General features: G+C 72.1%; 20 protein-coding genes. 11 read left to right on the forward strand and 9 right to left on the reverse strand.

Annotation, left to right across the window (positions count from 1 at the left end; translation table 11 throughout):
- Window positions 1-67: 67 nt before the first annotated feature.
- Window positions 68-730 carry a phosphoserine phosphatase SerB gene (gene serB, locus MUN74_RS18530; RefSeq protein ID WP_244854077.1) on the reverse strand — a complete coding sequence of 221 codons (663 nt, stop codon included), beginning with the start codon at window positions 728-730 and terminating at the stop codon, window positions 68-70.
- Complete coding sequence (locus MUN74_RS18535) at window positions 727-1974, reverse strand: glucose-1-phosphate adenylyltransferase (RefSeq protein WP_244854078.1); 1248 nt, start codon at window positions 1972-1974, stop codon at window positions 727-729. The genes serB and MUN74_RS18535 overlap by 4 nt, the downstream gene beginning before the upstream one ends.
- Before the next feature lie 101 nt (window positions 1975-2075).
- On the opposite strand from MUN74_RS18535, the gene glgA reads away from it, so the two are divergent.
- The 3 genes from glgA (at window position 2076) to MUN74_RS18550 (ending at window position 4521) form a co-directional block, all read left to right on the forward strand.
- Window positions 2076-3263, forward strand: coding sequence for a glycogen synthase (glgA, locus tag MUN74_RS18540; RefSeq protein ID WP_244854079.1), 1188 nt, complete (start codon window positions 2076-2078; stop codon window positions 3261-3263).
- A 50-nt stretch (window positions 3264-3313) separates the two neighbouring features.
- Entirely contained in the window at window positions 3314-4117 is an 804-nt protein-coding gene (locus MUN74_RS18545) for an ABC transporter ATP-binding protein (RefSeq protein WP_244854080.1), read from the forward strand.
- 155 nt (window positions 4118-4272) lie between these two features.
- Complete coding sequence (locus MUN74_RS18550; RefSeq protein ID WP_231431010.1) at window positions 4273-4521, forward strand: type B 50S ribosomal protein L31; 249 nt, start codon at window positions 4273-4275, stop codon at window positions 4519-4521.
- A 75-nt stretch (window positions 4522-4596) separates the two neighbouring features.
- Here the strand turns inward: MUN74_RS18550 and MUN74_RS18555 are convergent, their stop codons facing one another.
- Window positions 4597-5307: a 3'-5' exonuclease gene (locus tag MUN74_RS18555; RefSeq protein WP_244854081.1), complete on the reverse strand. Its 711-nt coding sequence runs from the start codon at window positions 5305-5307 to the stop codon at window positions 4597-4599.
- Window positions 5308-5409: 102 nt separating this feature from the next.
- Between MUN74_RS18555 and MUN74_RS18560 the strand changes: the two genes are divergently transcribed.
- Together MUN74_RS18560 and MUN74_RS18565 are read left to right on the forward strand one after the other, a co-directional pair.
- Window positions 5410-6303: an alpha/beta fold hydrolase gene (locus MUN74_RS18560; RefSeq protein ID WP_244854082.1), complete on the forward strand. Its 894-nt coding sequence runs from the start codon at window positions 5410-5412 to the stop codon at window positions 6301-6303.
- Window positions 6300-7391, forward strand: coding sequence for a glycosyltransferase family 4 protein (locus tag MUN74_RS18565; protein WP_244854083.1), 1092 nt, complete (start codon window positions 6300-6302; stop codon window positions 7389-7391). Before MUN74_RS18560 ends, MUN74_RS18565 begins: the two co-directional genes overlap by 4 nt.
- Before the next feature lie 37 nt (window positions 7392-7428).
- On the opposite strand, the gene MUN74_RS18570 is transcribed toward MUN74_RS18565, so the two are convergent.
- Complete coding sequence (locus MUN74_RS18570) at window positions 7429-8034, reverse strand: histidine phosphatase family protein (RefSeq protein ID WP_244854084.1); 606 nt, start codon at window positions 8032-8034, stop codon at window positions 7429-7431.
- 31 nt (window positions 8035-8065) lie between these two features.
- Window positions 8066-8848 carry a Sir2 family NAD-dependent protein deacetylase gene (locus tag MUN74_RS18575; RefSeq protein ID WP_244856499.1) on the reverse strand — a complete coding sequence of 261 codons (783 nt, stop codon included), beginning with the start codon at window positions 8846-8848 and terminating at the stop codon, window positions 8066-8068.
- A gap of 158 nt (window positions 8849-9006) precedes the next feature.
- On the opposite strand from MUN74_RS18575, the gene MUN74_RS18580 reads away from it, so the two are divergent.
- Together MUN74_RS18580 and MUN74_RS18585 are read left to right on the forward strand one after the other, a co-directional pair.
- A complete protein-coding gene (locus MUN74_RS18580) occupies window positions 9007-9825 on the forward strand; it encodes a TrmH family RNA methyltransferase (RefSeq protein WP_244854085.1) in 819 nt (272 codons plus the stop codon).
- On the forward strand, window positions 9822-11099 hold the full coding sequence (locus MUN74_RS18585; protein WP_244854086.1) for a D-alanyl-D-alanine carboxypeptidase family protein: 1278 nt from the start codon (window positions 9822-9824) through the stop codon (window positions 11097-11099). The genes MUN74_RS18580 and MUN74_RS18585 overlap by 4 nt, the downstream gene beginning before the upstream one ends.
- Here MUN74_RS18585 and MUN74_RS18590 read toward each other — a convergent pair.
- Entirely contained in the window at window positions 11081-11866 is a 786-nt protein-coding gene (locus tag MUN74_RS18590) for an SGNH/GDSL hydrolase family protein (protein ID WP_244854087.1), read from the reverse strand. The genes MUN74_RS18585 and MUN74_RS18590 overlap by 19 nt on opposite strands.
- Window positions 11867-11928: 62 nt before the next feature.
- Here MUN74_RS18590 and MUN74_RS18595 point away from each other — a divergent pair, with 62 nt between their 5' ends.
- The gene (locus MUN74_RS18595; RefSeq protein ID WP_244854088.1) at window positions 11929-13755 is read left to right on the forward strand and encodes a DEAD/DEAH box helicase; all 1827 of its coding nucleotides are present in this window, start codon (window positions 11929-11931) and stop codon (window positions 13753-13755) included.
- A 90-nt stretch (window positions 13756-13845) separates the two neighbouring features.
- On the opposite strand, the gene MUN74_RS18600 is transcribed toward MUN74_RS18595, so the two are convergent.
- Window positions 13846-15066: a trans-sulfuration enzyme family protein gene (locus MUN74_RS18600; protein ID WP_244854089.1), complete on the reverse strand. Its 1221-nt coding sequence runs from the start codon at window positions 15064-15066 to the stop codon at window positions 13846-13848.
- A 110-nt stretch (window positions 15067-15176) separates the two neighbouring features.
- Between MUN74_RS18600 and MUN74_RS18605 the strand changes: the two genes are divergently transcribed.
- The 3 genes from MUN74_RS18605 to MUN74_RS18615 all read left to right on the forward strand — a co-directional run bounded on the left by MUN74_RS18605 (window position 15177) and on the right by MUN74_RS18615 (window position 17815).
- On the forward strand, window positions 15177-15653 hold the full coding sequence (locus tag MUN74_RS18605; protein WP_244854090.1) for an Lrp/AsnC family transcriptional regulator: 477 nt from the start codon (window positions 15177-15179) through the stop codon (window positions 15651-15653).
- A gap of 274 nt (window positions 15654-15927) precedes the next feature.
- Window positions 15928-17022: a VIT1/CCC1 transporter family protein gene (locus MUN74_RS18610; protein ID WP_244854091.1), complete on the forward strand. Its 1095-nt coding sequence runs from the start codon at window positions 15928-15930 to the stop codon at window positions 17020-17022.
- 40 nt (window positions 17023-17062) lie between these two features.
- Window positions 17063-17815 (forward strand): SDR family oxidoreductase, encoded by a 753-nt coding sequence (locus tag MUN74_RS18615; protein ID WP_244854092.1) that lies wholly within the window; start codon window positions 17063-17065, stop codon window positions 17813-17815.
- A 45-nt stretch (window positions 17816-17860) separates the two neighbouring features.
- On the opposite strand, the gene MUN74_RS18620 is transcribed toward MUN74_RS18615, so the two are convergent.
- Both MUN74_RS18620 and MUN74_RS18625 read right to left on the reverse strand, forming a co-directional pair.
- Window positions 17861-18736: a DUF3097 domain-containing protein gene (locus MUN74_RS18620; protein ID WP_244854093.1), complete on the reverse strand. Its 876-nt coding sequence runs from the start codon at window positions 18734-18736 to the stop codon at window positions 17861-17863.
- Between the two features lie 88 nt (window positions 18737-18824).
- Window positions 18825-22256: an error-prone DNA polymerase gene (locus tag MUN74_RS18625; RefSeq protein ID WP_244854094.1), complete on the reverse strand. Its 3432-nt coding sequence runs from the start codon at window positions 22254-22256 to the stop codon at window positions 18825-18827.
- Window positions 22257-22267 lie beyond the last annotated feature (11 nt).

Below are 22267 nucleotides of genomic sequence, written 5' to 3' on the forward strand. Positions count from 1 at the left end.
ACCCTTCGTCGCTCCTGACGCGGAGTCTCGAACCCCGATCGTCGGCCTCGGGTGTCGCGTCGAAGTTTCAGCCGCGCAGGCCGAGCACGGCGAGCACCTGCGCGAGGTCGGGCCGGTCGATCGCGACGTCGGCCTGCGCCCGCACGATCGGCTTCGCGCAGAACGCGACGCCCAGCGCGGCGCGGTCGAGCATGCGCAGGTCGTTGGCACCGTCGCCGACGGCGACGGTCCGGGCGATCGGGATGCCGCTCGCGGCGGCCCACTCCTCGAGCGCCGTGCGCTTCGCCTCGGCGTCGACGATCGGTCCGTCGACCCGGCCGGTGAGCCGACCGCCGTCGACGTCGAGCCGGTTCGCCCGGCAGAAGTCGAGTCCGAGCCGTTCGGCCAGCGGGTCGAGCAGCTCGTGGAAGCCGCCCGAGACCACGCCGACGCGGCCGCCGGCCGCATGCACCCCGTCGATGAGCTCCTGCACGCCCGGCGTGGGCGTCATGCGTGCGCGCACCTCGTCGAACACGGCCGTCTCGATGCCCGCGAGCGTCGCGACCCGCTCGCGCAGGCTCGCCGCGAAGTCGAGCTCGCCGCGCATGGCGCGTTCGGTGACGGCCGCGACGTGCTCGAGGCTGCCGGCCGCCTCGGCGAGCAGCTCGATGGCCTCCTCGCGGATGAGCGTCGAGTCGGCATCGAGCACGACGAGCGGGCCGCCGGAGCGGCCGTCCACCGCGGCGCTCACGCGTGGGTCCGGACGCGGGAGCCCTTGCCCACGACGGTGATGCCGCTGTCGGTCACGATGAAGCCGCGCGCGACGTCCTCTGCCCGGTCGACGCCGATGCGGGCGCCGGCCTCGACGACGACCTCCTTGTCGAGGATGGCGCGCTGCACCGTCGCCCCGGCATCGATGCGGGCCCGGTCGAACAGGATCGCGTCGGCGACGTGGGCGCCCGATCCGACGATCGCCCACGGCCCGATCACGCTGCGTTCGACGTGCGCGCCAGAGATCACCGAGCCGAGCGACACGATCGAGTCGATGACGGTGCCGAGCGAGCCGCGCGCGTCGCGCGTGAACTTCGCGGGCGGCGAGTTGAGCTGCTGGCTGAAGATCGGCCACTCCCGGTTGTAGAGGTTGAAGACCGGCAGCACCGAGATGAGGTCCTGGTGGGCCTCGAAGAACGAGTCGATCGTTCCCACATCGCGCCAGTAGTAGCGGTCGCGGTCGGTCGACCCCGGCACCTCGTTGCGCTGGAGGTCGTAGACGCCGGCGGCACCCTGTTCGACGAAGGCGGGGATGATGTCGCCGCCCATGTCGTGGCTCGATGAGGCCGTCTCGCCGTCGCGCAGCACGGCCTCGATGAGGGCGTCGGCGTCGAACACGTAGTTGCCCATCGACGCGAGCACCTCGCCGGGGGAGTCGGGCAGGCCGACCGGGTCGTTCGGCTTCTCGAGGAACCGGCTGATGCGCTCGGGGGAGGCGGGGTCGACCTCGATGACGCCGAACTGGTTCGCGAGCGAGATCGGCTGGCGGATCGCCGCGACCGTGGCCGCAGCGCCCGACTCGACGTGCGCGTCGACCATCTGGGAGAAGTCCATGCGGTACACGTGGTCGGCGCCGACCACGACGATGAGGTCCGGCCGCTCGTCGTAGATCAGATTGAGGCTCTGCAGGATCGCGTCCGCCGATCCCGAGAACCAGCGCTTGCCGAGGCGCTGCTGTGCGGGCACCGAGGCGACGTACGAGTTCAGCAGGCCGTTGAGGCGCCAGGTCTGCGAGACGTGGCGGTCGAGCGAGTGCGACTTGTACTGCGTGAGCACGACGACCTGGCGCAGGCCCGAGTTCAGGAGGTTCGAGAGTGCGAAGTCGATGAGCCGGTACTGGCCGGCGAACGGCACCGCGGGCTTCGCCCGGTCTTCCGTCAGGGGCATGAGCCGCTTGCCCTCGCCGCCGGCGAGGACGATACCGAAGACCTTGCGCGCAACCATGTGCCAACTGTAGCCAGACGTCGACGATTCGGCGCACCCGGTTTCGGAGCGTTTCACTCGACTTCGGACACGCGCCACGTGCCCTGCGCTAGCGTTGCAGCATGCGCGTCGACCTCCTCACCCGCGAGTATCCGCCCGAGGTCTACGGAGGTGCCGGCGTGCATGCCGCCGAGCTCGTGAGGGCCCTGCGGGCGAGCATCGACGTGCGCGTGCGCTGCTTCGGCGCGCCCCGCGACGAGGCCGGCACGACCGCCTATCCGGTGCCCGCCGAGTTCGCCTCGTCGAACCCGGCCCTGTCGACGATGGCGGTCGACCTGCTGATCGCGGGCGACACCGCCGGGGCCGACCTCGTGCATTCGCACACCTGGTACGCGAACTTCGCCGGCTTCACCGCCAAGCGGTTGCACGGCATGCCGCACGTGGTGACGGCGCACAGCCTCGAACCCCTGCGGCCGTGGAAGGCCGAGCAGCTCGGCGGCGGCTACCGGTTGAGCTCGTGGGTCGAGCACTCCGCCTTCGCCGACGCCGACGCGGTGATCGCCGTGAGCGACGGCATGCGCCGCGACATCCTGCGGTCGTATCCCGATCTCGACCCCGCCCGGGTGGAGGTCGTCTACAACGGCATCGACCTCGCCGACTGGGCGCCGTCGCACGACGCCGACGCCGTGCGCGCCCTCGGGGTCGACCCCGACCGCCCGTCGATCGTGTTCGTGGGCCGCATCACCCGCCAGAAGGGGCTGCCGTACCTGCTGCGCGCGGCGAGGATGCTGCCCGCCGACGTGCAGCTCGTCCTCTGCGCGGGCGCGCCCGACACCCCCGAGATCATGGCCGAGGTCGAAGGCCTCGTCGACGGCCTCCGCCGCGAGCGCGACGGCGTCGTCTGGATCGACCGCCACCTGCCCCGCAACGAGCTCACGGCGCTCCTGACCGCGGCGACGTGCTTCGTCTGCCCGTCGGTGTACGAGCCGCTCGGCATCGTGAACCTCGAGGCGATGGCGTGCGGCGCCCCGGTCGTGGGCACCGCGACGGGGGGCATCCCCGAGGTCGTCGACGACGGCGTGACCGGCGTGCTCGTGCCGATCGAGCAGGCCGACGACGGCACCGGAACCCCCCTCGACCCCGAGCGGTTCGTCGCCGATCTCGCTGCGGCGCTCACCCGTGTCGTGGCCGATCCGGCGCGCGCCGCCGAGATGGGGGCGGCGGGTCGCCGGCGCGCCGAGACGCACTTCGCGTGGGACGCGATCGCCGCCCGCACCATCGAGGTCTACGAGCGGGTGCTCGCCGGCTGAGCGTGCCGGCGTGCGTCGGGCGGGGTCGTCGCTCCCGATAGCATGGACGTATGGCGAGTGCGAGTACGAGTGCGACGACGGTCCTGCAGTTCAGCGATGTATCGGTGGTCCGCGACGGCAACACGATCCTCGACTCGGTGACGTGGAGCGTCGCCTCCGACGAACGCTGGGTCGTGCTCGGCCCGAACGGCGCGGGCAAGACCACGATGCTGCAGATCGCCGCCGCCGCGATGCACCCCACGTCGGGCAAGGCCGAGGTGCTGCAGGAGAAGCTCGGCAAGGTCGACGTCTTCGAGCTGCGGCCGATGATCGGGTTCGCCTCGACGGCGATGGCGCGTCGCATCCCGCGCGACGAGACCGTGCTCGACGTCGTGCTCACCGCCGCCTACTCGGTCACGGGTCGCTGGAACGAGGAATACGAGGGCATCGACCTGCGCCGTGCCGAGCGCGTGCTCAAGGAGTGGGGCCTCGAAGGCTTCTCCGGTCGCCGGTTCGGCAGCCTCTCCGATGGCGAGCAGAAGCGCGTGCAGATCGCCCGGTCGGTCATGACCGACCCCGAGCTGCTGCTGCTCGACGAGCCCGCCGCGAGCCTCGACCTCGGCGCCCGCGAAGAGCTCGTGGGCCTCCTCGGCGGCTACGCCGCGTCGCCCGCGTCACCCGCGATCGTCATGGTGACCCACCACGTCGAGGAGATCCCCGTCGGGTTCACCCACGCGCTGCTGCTGTCGAAGGGCGGCATCGTCGCGGCCGGGCCGCTCGCCGAGGCGCTCACGGCCGAGACCCTGTCGAAGACCTTCGACATGCAGATCGAGCTCACCGAGCGCGACGGCCGGTACGCCGCGCGTGCCGTCTGAGGCGTTCGGGCGCCGATTCTGCTAAACTCGTCAGCTGGCCCTACCGCCATCATGCTTTCCCACCAGTGAGCCGCACCGCGAAGGTGCCGTGTTCGCGCGGCGGGAGCTCGAAAACCATCCGATCGCTCAATCAACCGAAATCCAAGGAAGTCTCCATGAAGACCGACATCCACCCCGAGTACAACGCCATCGTCTTCCGCGACCTGGCTTCGGGCGCCACGTTCCTCACGCGCTCGACCGCGACGAGCGACAAGACGGTCGAGCTCGACGGTGTCACCTACCCGGTCATCGACGTCGAGATCTCGAGCGAGTCGCACCCGTTCTACACGGGCAAGCAGCGCATCATGGACTCGGCCGGCCGCGTCGAGAAGTTCAACCAGCGCTTCAAGAACTTCGGCAAGTAATCCTGCCGAACAGAAGGGGCGGGCGACTTCGGTCGCCCGCCCCTTCGTCATGCCCGCGCTCGGCGGGCGGGGCGGTCAGCCCCGGACCCGCACCGGCCAGGCGCCGGACGTCGTGAACTCGGGCTCGCCGTTCTGTCGGCGCCAGGCCTGATAGCTCTCGGCCTGGTCGCGGCACCAGTCGATCTGCCGGGCGTGCAGGTCGCCGACGGCGAGCGCCGCGAGTTCGGGATACGCCCGGGCGATCGCCTGCGCCACCCGACCCGCGGCGACCGCGTCGGCGCCCGCGTTGTGCGCGTCGTCGAGCGTCACGCCGTAGTGCGCGGCGGTCACGGTGAGCGTTCGCTTGCCCCGGCGGTACCGGTCGACGGCCTTGTCGATGACGAGCGGGTCGACGACCGGTCCGGGCCCCGGCAGCGGAGCGAGCCCGTACCGCTCGGCCTCGCGTGCGAGCACCGTGAGGTCGTAGGCCGCGTTGTAGGCGACGATCGGCAGCCCTCGTGCCGCGGCCGCCGCGAGCGCGTCGATGATCTCGGCGACGGCGGTGGCCGCGTTCTGCCCCTCGAGTCGGGCGCGCTCGGTCGTGACGCCGTGGATGAGCGACGCGGCCGTCGGGATCTCGACGCCGGGATCGACGAGCCACTCGCGCTGCTCGAGCACCTCGCCCGAGGGGCCGACCACGCCCACGTGCGCGGTGACGATGCGGCAAACGTCGACGTCGATTCCGGTCGTCTCGAGGTCGAAGACGGCGAGGTTGTCGGCCCACCCGGCCCGGTTCACTGCATCCATGTGCGACAGGCTATGCAGCCCCACCGTCATGACCCTCGCAGCGGCGCGCGTGTCCACCGGTTCCGCAGGTTCCGCGCGGTCGGCGTCCGTAGAATGGCGGGGATGATCGCCTCGCCGTACGCCTCAGCGCTCGACCGCATCCCCGTCAGGGAGCACCGCATCGAGGTCGAGGGCACCTCGACGGCCTGGTGGGAGTACGGCGACGCCGATGCACCTGTGCTCGTGCTCGTGCACGGCTTCCGGGGCGACCACCACGGACTGGAGCCGATCGTCGCGCAACTGCCCGGCTATCGCATCGTCTCGCCCGACCTGCCGGGCTTCGGCGCCTCGGCCGTGTTCGCCGACCGTGCGCACGACATCGACGGGTACGCGCGCTGGCTCGGCGCGTTCATCGACGCGGTAGGCATCACGGGCGACTACGACCTGCTCGGGCACTCGTTCGGCTCGATCGTGGCGAGCGCGGCCGTCGCACGCGACCTCGCACCGCGCAGGCTCGTCCTCGTCAACCCGATCGGCGCGCCGGCGCTCGAGGGGCCGCGGGGCGTCATGACGCGGCTCGCCGTGCTCTACTACAAGACGTCGGCCGCCCTTCCCGAACGCACGGGCTTCGCCCTGCTCCGCAACGGGGCGATCGTGCGGGTCATGAGCGTGACCATGGCGAAGACGCACGACCGCGAACTCCGCCGCTGGATCCACGACCAGCACGACCGCTATTTCTCCGACTTCGGCGACCGCGACCAGCTGCTCGAGGCGTTCCGCGCCTCGGTGAGCCATGACGTCAGCGAGTACGCCGCCGACATCGCGGTGCCCACCCTGCTCGTCGCCGCCGAGCGCGACGACGTGACGCCGCTCGCGGCGCAGCACCGGCTCGCCACCCGGTTCCCCGACGCGACGCTCGAGGTGATCCCCGAGGTCGGGCACCTCATCCACTACGAGACCCCCGGCGACGCCGCCGCACGCATCGGCCGCTTCCTCGGGGCGGGGGAGCAGGCGTGAAGATCGTCGTCGACTGCCGCTACACCCGCATCGGCCACCACGACGGCATCAGCCGCTTCACCGCGGGCATCGTCGGCGAACTCGCGAAGCTGCATCCGGTCACGATGCTCGTCAGCGACCACCGGCAGCTCGAGATGCTGCCGCCGCTGCCGTGGCAGCTCGTGAGCTCGCCGACGAGCGCACGCGAGCCGTTCGTCGCGCGGCAGGTGCGGCGGCTGCGCCCCGACGTCGTGTTCTCGCCCATGCAGACGATGGGCTCGTGGGGTCGCGACTACCGGCTGCTGCTCACGCTCCACGACCTCATCTACTACGAGAACCGCACGCCGCCGCGCGACCTCGCCGCGCCCATCCGGTTGCTGTGGCGCCTGTACCACCTCGCGTGGTGGCCGCAGCGGGTGCTCCTCAACCGGGCCGACGCTGTCGTCACCGTCTCGGAGACCACAGCCGGGCTGATCCGCGAGCACCGACTCACCAAGCGCCCCATCACGGTCGTGCCGAACGCGGCCGACGACCTCGCCGTGCCGGATCTGCCGCGCGTGCGCCCCGAGGGCCATCGCCTCGTCTACATGGGCTCGTACATGCCGTACAAGAACGTCGACACGCTCGTGCGGGCGACTGCGGCCCTGCCCGACCACGAGTTGCACCTGCTGAGCCGCATCAGCCCCGCCGAGCGCGAGCGGCTCACGCGGCTCGCCCCCGAGGCGCGGCTCGTCTTCCACGACGGCGTGACGGATGCGGCGTACGGCGAGCTGCTCGCGGGCGCGACGGCCCTCGTGCACGCGTCGAAGGCCGAGGGGTTCGGCATCCCGCTCGTCGAGGCGATGCGGCTCGGGACGCCCGTCGTCGTGAGCGACATCCCGATCTTCCGCGAGATCGGCGGCGACGCCGCACTCTTCTTCGACGCCGACCGGCCCGAGACGCTCGTCGAGGCGCTGCGCACCCTCGAGACCGACGACGTGTGGGAGCGGCGCTCGGCCGCGTCGGTCGAGGTCGCCGCCCGCTACACGTGGGCGAGATCGGCCGCTGCGCTCCTCGAGCTGATGCAACGGGTCGCCGCCGAGCCCGGCGGCCGTCGGAGGGGTCGCTGAGGAGCGCCGGCGACGTCGCGAATGTCGACCGCCGGCGTCAGCCCTCGGTACCCGTGAGCAGCTCGGGTTCGGCGAGCTCGAGCCCGTCGGCCGTCGCGGTCACGAGGTGGACGGAGCCGTTGGTCACGGTGTAGCCGGCACCCGGCAGCGTCCAGTCGCTCAGGTGCAGGATGAGCGAGTGGATGACGCCGCCGTGCGACACGACGACGACGCGGCCGCCGGGGTGCGCAGCCGCGATCTCGGCGAGCGCGGCGCTCGATCGCTCGATCACGGCGGAGCGGGTCTCGAGGCCCTCGATCGTGGCGGCCTGAGCCTCGACGGCAGTGCGTCCCGCGTGGTCGAGGCCTTCGAGCACGCCGTAGCTGCGCTCGGCGAGTGCGTCGACGTGCCCCTGCACCGGTACGCCGAGCGCACCGGAGATCAGCTCGGCGGTCTCGGCCGCGCGCGAGAGCGGGCTGGCGTAGACGGCATCCCACGTCGACTCGGCGAGCTCGGCGCCGACCTGCGCGGCCTGCCGACGGCCGGTCTCGTTGAGGGGGATGTCGGTGCGGCCCTGGATGCGGCGCTCGACGTTCCAGTCGGTCTCACCGTGCCGCACGAGCGCGATGGTCACCGGTTCGAGGCTGGTGGTGGCATCCGTCATGTCGGAGACTCTGCCACGGACGGACGGGCGATCACGAATCGAGCGCGGCCGCGAAGGCGGCCAGCGTCTCGCTCGCGCCCGCGTCGATCTTGACCGCTGCCCGCGGGTCGCCCTTCGTGGCGCCCCGGTTGACGATGACGACGGGCAGGCGGCTGCGCCGGGCCTGCTCGAGCAGTCGCATGCCGGAGTTGACGACGAGCGACGAGCCGGCGACGAGGAGCACGTCGGCCCCGGCGACGAGCGATGCCGCCGCACGGAACGTCGGCACGGGCACGAACTCGCCGAAGAAGACCACGTCGGGCTTCAGCACGCCGCCGCACACCGTGCACGCGGGGATCCGCATCGCGTCGACGTCGTCGATCTGGACGTCGCCGTCGGGGTTGAGCCGCACGGGCCGGCCGGCGTCGAGCCACGGGTTCTGCGTCGTGAGCTCGTGCGCGATCGCCTGGCGCGCGTAGTGCTGGCCGCACTCGAGGCACACGACCCGGTCCATGCCGCCGTGCAGCTCGACGACATGACGGCTGCCCGCCCGCCGGTGCAGGCCGTCGACGTTCTGCGTCACGACGCCCGACACGATGCCGGATGCCTCGAGGCGGGCGAGCGCGCGATGGCCGGCGTTCGGCGCAGCCGAGGCGAAGTCGCGCCAGCCGAGGTGGCTGCCCGCCCAGTAGCGTTTGCGCGCGGCCTCGGAGGAGAGGAACGTCTGCACCGTCATCGGCGTGCGCACGGGCGCGCCCTCGCCGCGATAGTCGGGGATGCCCGAGTCGGTGCTCACGCCCGCGCCCGTCAGCACCGCGACACGGGCGCCGCGCATGAGCTCGATCGCCTCGTCGATCCCCGCCGCCTGCGACCCGTCGGCGGGCCTGCGCCCGATCGTCTGCTCCACGTCGTCTCCCTTCGACACCCCTGAGAGTAAACGCCTTCGTTTTCCGGTTTGTTTCACGGACTGGCACTCTTGGATGGAGGAGATCCATGCACATCGAACGAGTCCGCGACGCGGCATCCGATGCCGTCGCCGATTACGCGAGGCTCACCGACGTCGCCCTGCGCAGCGTGCGCGAGCCCGAGGAGGGCCTCTACATCGCCGAGTCGGCGAAGGTGATCCGCCGTGCGATCGGCGCCGGCCACCGCCCGCGCTCCGTGCTCATGGAGGAGAAGTGGCTCGACGGGCTGGCCCCCGTGCTCGAGCCGTTCGACATCCCCGTGCACCTGGCCGACCCCGACCAGCTGGAGGAGATCACCGGGTACCGGGTGCACCGGGGTGCACTCGCGGCGTTCGAACGGCCCGAACTGCCCGATGTCGCCCGGCTCCTCGCCGGTGCGCGCCGCGTGGTCGTGCTCGAGGACATCGTCGACCACACGAACGTCGGCGCGATCTTCCGCTCGGTCGCGGCGCTCGGCGCCGACGCCGTACTCGTGTCGCCGCGCTGCGCCGACCCCCTCTACCGGAGGAGCGTGCGGGTCAGCATGGGCACCGTCTTCCAGGTGCCGTGGACGCGTCTTCCCGACTGGGAGCCGGCCGCGGCCCTGCTGCACGACGCCGGCTTCGAGATCGCCGCGCTCGCGCTCGCCGACGACGCGGTGCCGCTGCGCCGGCTCGCCGCCGAGGCACCCGATCGACTCGCGCTCGTGTTCGGGGCGGAGGGCGACGGGCTCAGCCGTCGAGCCCTCGCCGCCGCCGACCACGTCGTGACCATCCCCATGCGACACGGCGTCGACTCGCTCAACGTCGCCGCCGCCGCGGCCGTCGTGCTCTACGCCGTCGCCGCAGACCCCGAGGAGACCCGATGACGACGACCGACGACCGCGAGGCGCGCAAGCGCGTCTACCGCCGACGCCGGATCGTCGTCTTCAGCGCCCTCGCCGTTGTTCTCGCCCTCCTCGTCGGCGGCGGGGTGTACTCCGCGAACGCCCTCGGCGCCGCCGTTCCCGAGGCAACACCGGTCGTCGAGCAACCCGAACCCGTCATCGCGGCGCCGCAGGCGCTCGACCTGCCGGGCTACGGCGGCTATGCGGTCGGCGCCGTCGGCTTCGACGGCCTCCTCGCCGCGGGCGAGGCCGACCGCCAGATGGCGACCGCGAGCATCACGAAGATCATCACGGCGCTCACCATCCTGCAGGACCACCCGATCGCCGAGGGGGAGTCCGGTCCCGAGATCGAGTACACCGACGCCGACGTCGACATCTACTGGGACATGATCGCCCAGAACGGCTCCGTCGCTCCCGTCGAGGCTGGCGCGACGCTCACGCTCCAGGAGAGCCTCGAGGCGATGCTGCTGCCCTCGGGCAACAACTACGCGATCTCCCTGTCGAACTGGGCCTACGGCTCGGAGGCGGGGCTCGTGACCGCCGCCACGAAGTGGCTCGCCGACCACGGCCTCGCGAACACCCGAATCGCCGACTCGAGCGGCCTCTCGCTGGACAACGTGTCGACGCCGGCCGACCTCGTGAAGCTCGGCGAGCTCGCCCTCGCGGAGCCCGCGCTCGCGGCGATCGTCGCCACCAAGTCGGTCGACATCCCCGAGCTCGGCGAGCTCGACAACTCGAACAAGCTGCTCGGCACCCACGGCGTCGACGGCATCAAGACCGGCACCACCGACGACGCCGCCAACCTGCTCTTCTCGGCCGACTACGCCGTCGGCGACCAGACCGTGACGGTCGTGGGCGTCCTGCTCGGCGCCGAGAATCATGCGGTGCTGCGCGACGCCGTCGCGAAGCTCCTCGACAGCGTCGCCCCGGGCTTCCACGAGGTTGCCCCCCTCGAGGCCGGGCAGGAGCTCGCGAGCTACGACACCCCGTGGGGCGACACCGCGAAGGCGAGGGCCGCCGACGGGGCATCCCTCGTCGTCTGGAGCGACACCCCGGTCGAGGTCGAGGTGCACGCGAAGCCCGTCACGGTCGCGCCGGAGGGCGCGGACGTCGGCACCGTCGTCGTGCGCGCGGGCGACCAGGAGGTCACGGTGCCGCTCGTGCTCGACGCGGCGATCGACGACCCCGGCACGTGGTGGCGCCTCGCGAACCCCGACGGGCTCGCGCCGGCGACGGCTCAGTCGGGCAGCGAGTAGGGCCCAGCGTCGGGCCGCTTCGCCGAGATGAAGTCGCCCGACGACTGGTGCCGGATGCGACGCACGACCCACGGCACGAGGTACTCGCGCGCCCAGGCGAGATCTTCGACGCGTGCCTGTCGCCACGTCGTGGTGGGCACCGGCTCGGGCCTCAGCGCGTCGAGGTCGTTGTCGACGTTGAGCGCCGCGAGCACCATGCGTGCGACGGTGTGGTGCCCGAGCGCATTGAGGTGCAGTCGGTCGGGCGCCCACATGCGCTGATCCTGGATCTCGGAGAGCGCCCACTGGTCGGCGACGATGCAGTCGTACCTCGCGGCGATCGCGCGCAGGTTCTCGTTGTAGATCGCGACCTTGCCGCGGATGCCGCGGAAGACGGGGGAGAAGCCGACGTCGACGCCCGTGAAGATCACGATCGTCGCGTGGTCGCGGCTGAGCCGGTCGATCGCGTACTCGAACCGGGCCGAGATCTCGTCGGGATCGGTACGCGGCCGGATCACGTCGTTGCCGCCCGCCGAGATCGTGATGAGGTCGGGGCGCAGTGCGAGCGCGGGCTCGAGCTGCTCGTCGATGATCTGCTGGATGAGCTTGCCGCGCACCGCGAGGTTCGCGTACGCGAAGTCCTCGGTGCCCTGCGAGAGCACCTCGGCGACGCGGTCGGCCCAGCCACGGTGGCCGCCCGGCACCGTGGGCTCGGGGTCGCCGATGCCCTCCGTGAACGAGTCGCCGATCGCGACGTACCGAGACCAGGGATGCTGCTGGGTGACCATTCCTCCATTCTGCACACCCCGCCGGTTCGAGGTTGTCCGAGGGCTCCACTACCCTCGAACCAGTGAGTACCGCGACGCCTTCAGGAGCCCAGCCGGGCACGTCGGCCGCCGAGCACCTCTCACCGTCCTTCCCCGAGCGTGCGGCCTGGGGCACCGCGTCGAAGCTGCGGGCCTGGCAGGCCGAGGCCCTCGAGCAGTACCTCGCCGAACTGCCGCGCGACTTCCTCGCGGCGGCCACGCCGGGCGCCGGCAAGACGACCTTCGCCCTGCGACTCGCCGCCGAGCTGCGATCGCGCCGCATCATCGACCGGTTCACCGTCGTCGCCCCCACCGACCACCTCAAGCGCCAGTGGGCCGACGCCGCGGCCCGCGTCGGCATCCGCCTCGACCCGGGCTTCCGCAACGCCCACGGCCGGTCGGCCCGGCACTACCACGGCGTCGCCGTGACGTACGCGCAGGTCGCGATGCGCCCGGCCCTGCACCGCGAGCTGACGCTCTCGGGGCGCACCCTCGTCATCCTCGACGAGGTGCACCACGGCGGCGACACGCTCTCGTGGGGCGACGCGATCCGCGAGGCGTTCGAGCCGGCGACCAAGCGGCTGTCGCTCACCGGCACCCCGTTCCGCAGCGACACCGCCCCGATCCCGTTCGTGGAGTACGCACCCGATGCGAAGGGGGTGCGCCTCTCGCAGACCGACTACGACTACGGCTACGGTCGGGCGCTCGCCGACGGCGTCGTCCGTCCCGTCATGTTCATGGTCTACGCCGGGCACATGCGCTGGCGCACCAAGGCGGGCGACGAGATGGAGGCGAAGCTCGGCGAGGACAACACGAAGGACATCACGTCGTCGGCCTGGCGCACGGCGCTCGAGCCGACCGGCGAGTGGATCCCCGCCGTGCTGCAGGCCGCCGACCGCCGCCTCACCGAGGTGCGGCACTCGATCCCCGACGCCGGCGGGCTCGTGCTCGCGACCGATCAGACCGTCGCACGCGCCTACGCCGAGATCCTCGAGAAGATCTGCGGCGAGCCGGTGACCGTCGTGCTCTCCGACGACAAGGAGGCGTCGAGCCGCATCGAGGAGTTCTCGGCCAACGAGCGCCGGTGGATGGTCGCGGTGCGCATGGTGTCCGAGGGCGTCGACGTGCCGCGGCTCGCGGTCGGCGTCTACGCGACGAGCTCGTCGACGCCGCTCTTCTTCGCGCAGGCCATCGGCAGGTTCGTGCGTGCGCGCAGGCGCGGCGAGACGGCCTCGGTGTTCCTGCCGAACGTGCCGGTGCTCATGGCGCTCGCCTCCGAGCTCGAGCGGGCGCGAGACCACGCCCTCGATCGACGCGACGGCGACGCCGGTGACGACCCGGGCCTCGACGACGGGCTGCTCGAATCGGCCAACCGCGAAGACAAGGCCTCCGACGAGCTCGCCGACGAGTTCACCTGGCAGGCGATCGCCTCCGACGCGAGCTTCGACCGGGTGGTCTTCGACGGTACCGAGTTCGGCACGCTCGCCGAGCCCGGCAGCGACGAGGAGTTCGACTTCATCGGCATCCCCGGGCTGCTCGAGCCCGAGCAGGTCTCCGAGCTGCTGCGGCATCGACAGGCACGCCAGGCGCGTCGTCAGAGTGACCGGCGACGGCACGCGGCATCCACCGACGGCGGCGACGGTGAGGGCGAGACGGCCGCCGAACCGGTCGCCCTGTACCGCACGCTGAAAGAGCAGCGTTCGCTGCTCAACAGCCTCGTCGGCCTGTACGCCCGGCAGAACGGTCAGGCGCACTCGATGGTGCACGCCGAACTGCGACGGGCGTGCGGCGGGCCCGAGGTCGCGCAGGCGACGGTGACCCAGTTGCAGGCGCGCATCGAGTTGCTGCGGAAGCGGCTGTCGGGTCGTTGAGCTGACGCGCTGCCCGTGCGGTGCGCGCCGTGCCCGTGACCGGCCGCGGGTACGCGGCACAGAGGCGTGCCGCGTACCCGTTCGGCCCGGTCAGCCGATCGAGACCCGCTCGGTCGCACCGATTCCGGCGACGACCGCCGCCGCATCGAGCGCGGTCATGAGGTCGGCCGAGAGGTCGTCGACGTGCTCGAGCCCGACCGAGAGGCGGACGACGCCGTCGCCCGGCTTCGCGTCACCGGCCACCGGGCGGTGGGTGAGCGATGCGGGATGCTGCACGAGCGAGTCCACCCCGCCGAGCGACACGGCGTGGGTCACGAGCTCGCACGCCTCGGTGAACGCGACCGCCGCGTCGAACCCGCCGACGAGCTCGATCGCGATGATCGAACCGCCGCCGTCGAGCTGCCGGCCGACCAGGCCCTGCGGGTCCTGACCCGGGAGGCCGGGGTAGTGCACGCGCCCGACCGCCGGATGCTCCGACAGGCGCACCGCGAGCTCGCCGGCGGTCGCCTGCTGGGCGCGTACTCGCAGGGGGAGCGTGCGCAGTCCGCGGTGCAGCAGGTACGCCGCCATCGGGTGCAGCAGTCCGCCCGTGAGCGCACGTACCCGGCGCAGTCGCTCGACCCATTCGCGGTCGGCCGCGACGACGCCGCCCATGACGTCGCCGTGGCCGCCGAGGTACTTCGTCGCGCTGTGCAGCACGAGCCGGGCGCCGTGCTCCGCAGGGCGTTGCAGCACGGGCGTGGCGAACGTGTTGTCGACGAGCAGCGGCACCTCGCCCGCCGCAGTGGCGAGACGACCGAGGTCGACGAGCTCGAGGGTCGGGTTCGCGGGCGTCTCGACGACGACGAGGCCCGTGTCGGGCCGGATCGCCGCCGCGACCTCGTCGACCGTCGCCCACGTCACCTCGGTGCCCAGCAGCCCGCTCGCGAGCACGTGGTCGGTACCCCCGTAGAGCGGCCGCACCGCGACCACGTGCGGTCGACCCGCAGAGGTCGTGGCGATGAGCACCGCGGCGAGCGCCGCCATGCCGCTGCCGAAGGCGACGGCGCCGTCGGTGCCCTCGAGCCCTGCGAGCGACTCCTCGAAGCGGGCCACTCCGGGCTGCCACAGTCGCTGGTACACGGCCGACCGGCCCTCGCCGAGGTCGTGGCCCGTCGCGAGCTCCTCGTACGAGAGTCCGCCGGTCTCGACCGAACCGAGCGGGTTCGTGGTCGAGAAGTCGATCGTGGGCACATGAGATCCGCTCTCTCGGACACCGCTCATTCCGCCGTGCACGGCGCGGGTCTCGAGATGCGACGACGATGTCTGCATGGCTCGCACTGAAGCAGATTCTGTCGCGAACTACAACTCGGGTCGCACGATCGCTAAGATGTGATTGAAATCTCGAAGTATCTGCAATCTCTCGCGAATGAGGTGCACGCATGGCGCAGAAGCCAGAACTCGATCGCGTCGACCGGGCGCTCCTGCAGGCGCTGTCGACGAACGCCCGCGCATCGGGTGCCGCCCTCGCCGCCGAGGTCGGCGTGGCCGAGTCCACGGTATCGCTCCGACTGCGTCGGCTGCAGTCGCTCGGCACGGTGCGCGGCTACCGCGTCGACGTCGACCTCGCGTCGCTCGGCGTCTCGCTCCAAGCGCTCATCGCCGTGCGACTCGTGAAGCACGACCGGGGCGAGATCGACGCCTTCCGTGCACAGGTGCCGCACCTGCCCGGGGTCCTCGGCGTGTTCCACATGGCCGGCGCCGAGGACTATCTCCTGCACGTCGCCGCACGCGACGCCGAAGAGCTTCGTGAGTTCGTGCTCAACCACCTCACCGGCCACCCCGCGGTCGCCCACACCGAGACCAACCTCATCTTCGAGCACGTCGACGGCGACGGTTGGAACAAGCTCGTCGGCTGACACGGGCTGGTCCGCCCGCCACGTCTTCGGCGATCGCCACGGTTTCGGATCATCTCGGGCCGGGGCATCCGTGTTCGTGGCGATCGCCGAGACGGTGGTGCCGGGGATCCCGCCCGAGCTCCCGGTTCGGTCGTCCGAAATGCTGCCAATCCTGCGGAATCGCGCGGCTCGACGCATCGTGGCCGATAGCGTGGTCGTCGGCCGTGACGCGGCCGCGCGATGACGCGGGCCCACGACCGTCTCGGCCCGCGCCCGCCATGATCGAGGAGGCACGATGACCGACGAGTCGCCGAAGGGCACGCCGGCCGATCGCGACCGCTGGCGGAAGTACCTCGCCGCCGAGCGGGCCGAGGCGGCCGTCTATCGTGAGCTCGCCGCACGCCGCGACGGCGAGGAGCGCGAGATCCTGCTCGCCCTCGCCGCCGCCGAAGGACGCCACGAGGCGCACTGGCTCGCACTGCTCGGCGGCGACGACTCGGGAGTTCCGCGTGCCGACGTGCGCACGCGCCTGCTCGCCTCGCTCGCACGTCGTTTCGGCTCGATCTTCGTGCTCGCCCTCGCGCAGCGCGCGGAGGGCCGCTCACCCTACGCCTCCGACCCCGACGCGACCGCGGCGATGGCCGCCGACGAGCGCATCCACGGCGAGGTCGTGCGCGGGCTCGCCGCACGCGGCCGCCGCCGGCTCGCGGGCACCTTCCGCGCCGCCGTGTTCGGCGCGAACGACGGGCTCGTCTCGAACCTCGCGCTCGTGCTCGGCATCGGTGCGACGGGCGTGCCCGCGAGCGTCGTGCTGTTCACCGGCGTCGCGGGACTGCTCGCCGGCGCGCTGTCGATGGGCGCGGGGGAGTACGTGTCGGTGCGATCGCAACGCGAGCTGCTCGAGGCGTCGGCGCCCGACCCCACCGCACGCGAGGCGCTGCCGCACCTCGACGTCGACGCCAACGAACTGGCCCTCGTGTACCGTGCCCGCGGCATGGAACCCGATGAGGCCGTCGAGCACGCCGCCCTCGTCGTCGCCCGCGTGCAGGCCGCCGAGCTCGCGCAGTCGCCGACCGACGCGCTCGCGATCGAAGCCGACGACGACGAGGCGATCGGCACGGGCATGGCGGCCGCGATCTCGAGCTTCTGCTTCTTCGCCTCCGGGGCGCTCATCCCCGTGCTGCCGTACCTGTTCGGCATGAGCGGCATCGCGGCGGTCGTGACGGCCACGGTGCTCGTGGGCATCGCGCTGCTCGCGACCGGGGCGACCGTGGGCCTCCTCTCCGGTGCGTCGCCGCTCAAGCGGGCCCTGCGCCAGCTCGCGATCGGACTCGGCGCCGCCGCGGTCACCTATCTTCTGGGGCTCGCGTTCGGGACGACGATAGGCTGATCCGCCGAGCCGGCCCGAACGCACCACCTCGAGGAGCACCATGCACCGTCCCGTCGCACTCATCACCGGCGCGGGTCGTCGCAACACGATCGCCTGGGCGATCGCGACCCGGCTCGCCGCCGACGGCTGGGACATCGCCTTCAGCCACCTCGCCGACTACGACCGCCGCATGGGTCTCGGCGGCGACCCCGACCGCGACCCGGCATCGCTCGAGGCCGAACTGCGCTCGATCGGCGCCCGTGCGGTCGGCCTCGACGCCGACCTGGCCGAGCCCGCGGTGCCCGCGCGGCTCGTCGCCGAGGCATCCGCGTCGCTCGGCCCCGTCAGCGCCCTCGTGCTCTCGCACGCGCAGAGCGTCGACTCGGGTGTGCTCGACACTTCGCTCGAGAGCTTCGATCGCCACTTCGCCGTGAACACGCGCGCCGCGCTGCTGCTCGTGCAGGCGTTCGCCGCGCAGGTGCCCGCGGGCGGCGGCAGCATCGTGGCGCTCACGAGCGACCACATCGTCGGCAACGTGCCGTACGGCGCCTCGAAGGGCGCGCTCGACCGGATCGTGCGGGCGTCGGCGCGCGAGCTCGCGGCGCTCGGCATCACCGCGAACCTCGTGAATCCCGGCCCGGTCGACACCGGCTGGATGGACGAGGCGACCCGCGTGGCGCTCACCGCGCAGCAGCCGACCGGTCGACTCGGCACACCCGACGACACCGCGAAGCTCGTGCGCTTCCTCGTCTCCGACGATGCGCGCTGGGTGACTGGCCAGCTCATCCACAGCGACGGCGGCTTCTCGATCTGAGGATCTCGCCGTACCGGCTCCGCGCGCGAGCGCGTCGATCCGTGGTCAGTCGGCCGGGGCGGTGACGAAGTCGATGAGCTCCTCGACGCGGCCGAGCAAGGCCGGCTCGAGGTCGCCGTAGCCGCGCACCCGGCCGAGGATGTGCTGCCAGGCCCGAGCGATGTCGGCCTGGTCGGCGTGCGGCCAGCCGAACGCCTCGCACACGCCGTGCTTCCACTCGGTGCCGCGTGGGATGACGGGCCAGGCCTGCTTGCCGAGGCGGGCGGGCTTCACCGACTGCCAGACGTCGATGAACGGATGCCCCACCACGAGCACGTGCGCCCGGTGCGGGCCGCGCGCGACCGCGTCGGCGATGCGCTGCTCCTTCGAGCCCGGCACGAGGTGGTCGACGAGCACGCCCGCCTTGCGACCCGGCCCCGGCCGGAACTCGGCGAGCACGTCGTCGAGCACGTCGACGCCCTCGAGATACTCGACGACGACGCCTTCGACCCGCAGGTCGGCACCCCAGACCTTCTCGACGAGCTCGGCGTCGTGCCGGCCCTCGACGAAGATGCGGCTCGGCAGGGCGACTCTCGCGGGCCCTCCCTGCTCGACGGCGAACGAGCCGGAGGCGGTGCGCAGGCGGCCCACCGGGGCCTTCGGCTTGGGCTTCACGAGCTGCACGGCGCGCCCCTCGACGAGGAATCCGTGACCGAGCGGGAACAGCCGGCGCTTGCCGAAGCGGTCCTCGAGCACGACGCTGCCCTGCTCGATGCCGACGACGGCGCCGCAGTAGCCCGACTCGGCGAGCTCGACGACGAGGTCGCGCTCGGCCTCGACGGTCGGGATCACGGTGCGGCCGTGGGCCTTCCAGTCGCCGGCGAGCACGTCGCTGCCGTAGCGGTCGAAGGGGTCGGCGTCGAGTGGAGGGGTCGCAGGCACCGGTCGAGGCTATCGGAGCACCGGTCGCCGTCGCGCGAGGCGCACTGGCGAGTGGGCCGACGTCGGTCGGCGACGTGTCATCGGCGCGTCACCGGAAGTCGCGCGACCGCGTCTGCGCCTGCACCGTGAGCGGCTCGAAGCGGTCGACGACGAGGTTCGTGACCCCCTCCTTCGAGCGTTCGAGGATGCCGCGGACGACCATCGCCGGTGCTTCGCGGGCGATGCGCCGGTAGCGGTTCCAGACGCCGACGCCGGCGATCACGTTGAGCGTGCCCGACTCGTCCTCGAGGTTCAGGAAGGTGATGCCCGAGGCCGTCGCCGGCCGCTGGCGGTGGGTCACGACGCCGCCGACCTCGACCCGGCGCCCCGACTCGACCTCGCGCAGACGGTCGATGCGCACGGCCCCGCGCTCGTCGAGCCGTTCGCGGACGTGCCGGATCGGATGGTCGTCGGGGGAGATGCCGGTCGCCCACAGGTCGTACACGACCTGCTCGGCGGGCGAGAGCATCGGCAGGAGCGGGGGCTGCACCACGACGACGGAGCCGGGCAGGAACTCGGCGCGATCCTGCGCCGCCTCGCCCGCGAGCCACAGCGCCTCGCGGCGTGCGAGCCCGAAGCCCTCGCAGGCGCCCGCCGCGGCGAGGGCCTCCAACTGCTCGGTGTCGAGCGCCGCGCGCCGGGAGAGGTCGCCCAGGTCGCGATACGGCCCGTGCGCCTCGCGCTCGTCGACGATGCGCTGCGCCACCTCGACGCCGATCGACGAGACGTCGGCGAGTCCGAGCCGCACCGCGAAGGCACCGTCGCGACGGTGCTCGGCCGACCGGTCGGGGGCGTCGAGGTCGAAGTCCCCGATGTCGGGCTGGTCGGGGCACGCGCACGCCGCCATGCCGGTCGGCGTGCGGCGGCCGGACGACGCCCGCCCCGGTGCATCCGCGTCGACGACTGCTTCGAGCCCCGCGTGCACGCCCGACCGCAGCACGTCGGGGCGCAGCACCCGCACCCCGTGCCGGCGTGCGTCGGCGGTGAGGGTCTGCGGCGAGTAGAAGCCCATCGGCTGGGCGCGCAGCAGCGCCGCGAGGAACGCGGCGGGGTAGTGCAGCTTCAGCCACGAGCTCGCGTAGACGAGCAGGGCGAACGAGAGCGCGTGGCTCTCGGCGAAGCCGAAGTTCGCGAACGCCTCGATCTTCTCGTAGATCGCCTGCGCGTCGTCGTCGCTGAGGCCGTTGTCGGCCATGCCCTCGAAGAGCTTCTCGCGCAGCTTCGAGATCTTCTCGACCCCGCGCTTGGAGCCCATCGCCCGGCGCAGCAGGTCGGCGTCGGCGGCGCTGCAGCCGCCGACGGCGACGGCCATCTGCATGAGCTGCTCCTGGAAGAGCGGCACGCCGAGCGTGCGCTCGAGCACCGGCTCGAGGTTCGGATGCAGGTAGCTCACCGCCTCTTCGCCCGTGCGCCGCCGGATGTACGGGTGCACCGCACCGCCCTGCACCGGCCCCGGCCGGATGAGCGCGATCTCGACGACGAGGTCGTAGTACTCGCGCGGCTTCAGGCGGGGGAGCGTGCCGATCTGCGCCCGGCTCTCGACCTGGAAGACGCCGATCGAGTCGGCCCGGCAGAGCATGTCGTAGACCGCCGGCTCCTCCTTCGGGATCGACTGCAGCTCCCACGTCTCGCCCGTGTGCTCGCGTACGAGGTCGAACGTGTACTGCAGCGCGGCGAGCATGCCGAGCCCGAGCAGGTCGAACTTCACGAGGCCCATCCAGGCGCAGTCGTCCTTGTCCCATTGCAGCACCGTGCGGCGCTCCATGCGCGCGTGCTCGATCGGGCAGACCTCACCCACCGGCCGGTCGGTGAGCACCATGCCGCCCGAGTGGATGCCGAGGTGGCGTGGGAACCCGAGCACCTGCTCGGCGAGCTCGATCACGGGCGCCGGGATGTCGTGGTCGTCGGTCTCGACCACCGCGCCCCAGCGCTCGACCTGGCGCGACCACGCGTCCTGCTGCCCGGCCGAGTAGCCGAGCGCCTTCGCCATGTCGCGCACCGCGACCTTCGGCCGGTAGCTGATGACGTTCGCGACCTGCGCGGCGTTCTGCCGGCCGTACTTCTCGTAGACGTACTGGATGATCTCCTCGCGCCGGTCGGAATCGAAGTCGACGTCGATGTCGGGCTCCTCGTCGCGGAGCGCCGAGAGGAACCGCTCGAACGGCAGGCCGAACTTGATCGAGTCGACGGCGGTGATGCGCAGCGCGTAGCAGACGGCCGAGTTCGCGGCCGAGCCGCGTCCCTGGCAGAGGATGCCGCGGCTGCGCGCCTCCCGGACGAGATCGTGCACGATCAGGAAGTAGCCGGGGAAGTCCTTCTGCTCGATGATCGCGAGCTCGTGCTCGAGCCGGGCCTGCACCGCATCGGATGCCTCGGGGTAGAGCTCCGCAGCACCCTGCCGAACGAGCTCGCGCAACCAGCTCATCGGTGTGTGCCCCTCGGGCACCTCTTGACGGGGGAGCCTGGGCTTGGCGCTGCGCAGCGTGAAGCCGAGCTCCTCGGCGAGCGTGACCGAGTGCTCGACCGCGCCCGGGTACCTCGCGAACCTGGCCTGCATCTCGGCACCGCTGCGCAGGTGCTGGCCGTCGGAGGCCGGCAGCCACCCGTCGAGCTCGTCGAGGCTGCGCCGGGCCCGAACGGCGGCGAGCGCGTTCGCGAGCCGGTGCTCGGGCGGGGTCGCGTAGTGCACGGCGTTCGTCGCGACGACCCGCAGCCGGGCACGCTCGGCGAGGCCCGAGAGCAGGTCGTTCGCCCGCTGGTCGGTCGGGTGCCCGTGGTCGAAGAACTCGACGACGACCTGGTCGCGCCCGAACAGCGCGACCAGTCGGTCGAGCTCTCGCCATGCGCCATCCGCACCGTCGGTCGCGAGCGCCCGCCTGACCGCCCCCTTGCGGCACCCCGTGAGCACCGTCCAGTCGCCGCCGGCCCGCGCACCGAGGTCGTCGAGGTCGTAGACCGGGCGGCCCTTCTCGCCGCCCGCGAGCTGTCCGGCCGTGATCGCCGCGGCGAGCCGGTGGTAGCCGGCCTCCTGCCGCGCGAGCACGAGCAGGTGCTCGCCCTCGGGATCGGCCGCACCCATCTGCGGCGCGGAGAGCCCGAGCGAGAGCTCGGCCCCGAAGACGGTCGTGAGCTCGGTGAAGCTCTCAGCCGCCTCGGCGAAGCGCACGATGCCGTAGAAGCCGTCGTGGTCGGTCACGGCGAGCCCCGTGAGGCCGAGCCGGTGCGCCTCCTCGACGAGCTGCTCGGGCGCCGAGGCGCCGTCGAGGAAGCTGTAGTTCGTGTGCGCGTGGAGCTCGGCGTACGGCACGACGGGGCCCTCGGGGGCGGTGAGCCCCTCGCTCGGCCGGTAGGGCTGGCGCTTGCGGCTGAACGCCGGGCCGTCGCCCCCGTCGGCGATGAGCTTCGACGGGCTCGGCCTGCGGCGGTCGCTGAGCTTGCGCTCGAGCTCCGACCACGGGATCTCTGGGTTGTTCCAGCCCATCAGCGGCTGTC

The sequence above is a fragment of the Agromyces sp. H17E-10 genome, assembly GCF_022919715.1.
GTDB lineage: Bacteria > Actinomycetota > Actinomycetes > Actinomycetales > Microbacteriaceae > Agromyces.

Excerpts from the sequence above, each read along its gene's own strand:
- MUN74_RS18535 (WP_244854078.1), bottom strand. The coding sequence starts at position 1,974 with ATGGTTGCGCGCAAGGTCTTCGGTATCGTCCTCGCCGGCGGCGAGGGC.
- glgA (WP_244854079.1), top strand. The coding sequence starts at position 2,076 with ATGCGCGTCGACCTCCTCACCCGCGAGTATCCGCCCGAGGTCTACGGA.
- MUN74_RS18545 (WP_244854080.1), top strand. The coding sequence starts at position 3,314 with ATGGCGAGTGCGAGTACGAGTGCGACGACGGTCCTGCAGTTCAGCGAT.
- MUN74_RS18550 (WP_231431010.1), top strand. The coding sequence starts at position 4,273 with ATGAAGACCGACATCCACCCCGAGTACAACGCCATCGTCTTCCGCGAC.
- MUN74_RS18555 (WP_244854081.1), bottom strand. The coding sequence starts at position 5,307 with ATGGATGCAGTGAACCGGGCCGGGTGGGCCGACAACCTCGCCGTCTTC.
- MUN74_RS18560 (WP_244854082.1), top strand. The coding sequence starts at position 5,410 with ATGATCGCCTCGCCGTACGCCTCAGCGCTCGACCGCATCCCCGTCAGG.
- MUN74_RS18570 (WP_244854084.1), bottom strand. The coding sequence starts at position 8,034 with ATGACGGATGCCACCACCAGCCTCGAACCGGTGACCATCGCGCTCGTG.
- MUN74_RS18575 (WP_244856499.1), bottom strand. The coding sequence starts at position 8,848 with ATGCGCGGCGCCCGTGTCGCGGTGCTGACGGGCGCGGGCGTGAGCACC.
- MUN74_RS18580 (WP_244854085.1), top strand. The coding sequence starts at position 9,007 with ATGCACATCGAACGAGTCCGCGACGCGGCATCCGATGCCGTCGCCGAT.
- MUN74_RS18585 (WP_244854086.1), top strand. The coding sequence starts at position 9,822 with ATGACGACGACCGACGACCGCGAGGCGCGCAAGCGCGTCTACCGCCGA.
- MUN74_RS18590 (WP_244854087.1), bottom strand. The coding sequence starts at position 11,866 with ATGGTCACCCAGCAGCATCCCTGGTCTCGGTACGTCGCGATCGGCGAC.
- MUN74_RS18600 (WP_244854089.1), bottom strand. The coding sequence starts at position 15,066 with ATGCAGACATCGTCGTCGCATCTCGAGACCCGCGCCGTGCACGGCGGA.
- MUN74_RS18605 (WP_244854090.1), top strand. The coding sequence starts at position 15,177 with ATGGCGCAGAAGCCAGAACTCGATCGCGTCGACCGGGCGCTCCTGCAG.
- MUN74_RS18610 (WP_244854091.1), top strand. The coding sequence starts at position 15,928 with ATGACCGACGAGTCGCCGAAGGGCACGCCGGCCGATCGCGACCGCTGG.
- MUN74_RS18615 (WP_244854092.1), top strand. The coding sequence starts at position 17,063 with ATGCACCGTCCCGTCGCACTCATCACCGGCGCGGGTCGTCGCAACACG.
- MUN74_RS18625 (WP_244854094.1), bottom strand. The coding sequence starts at position 22,256 with ATGGGCTGGAACAACCCAGAGATCCCGTGGTCGGAGCTCGAGCGCAAG.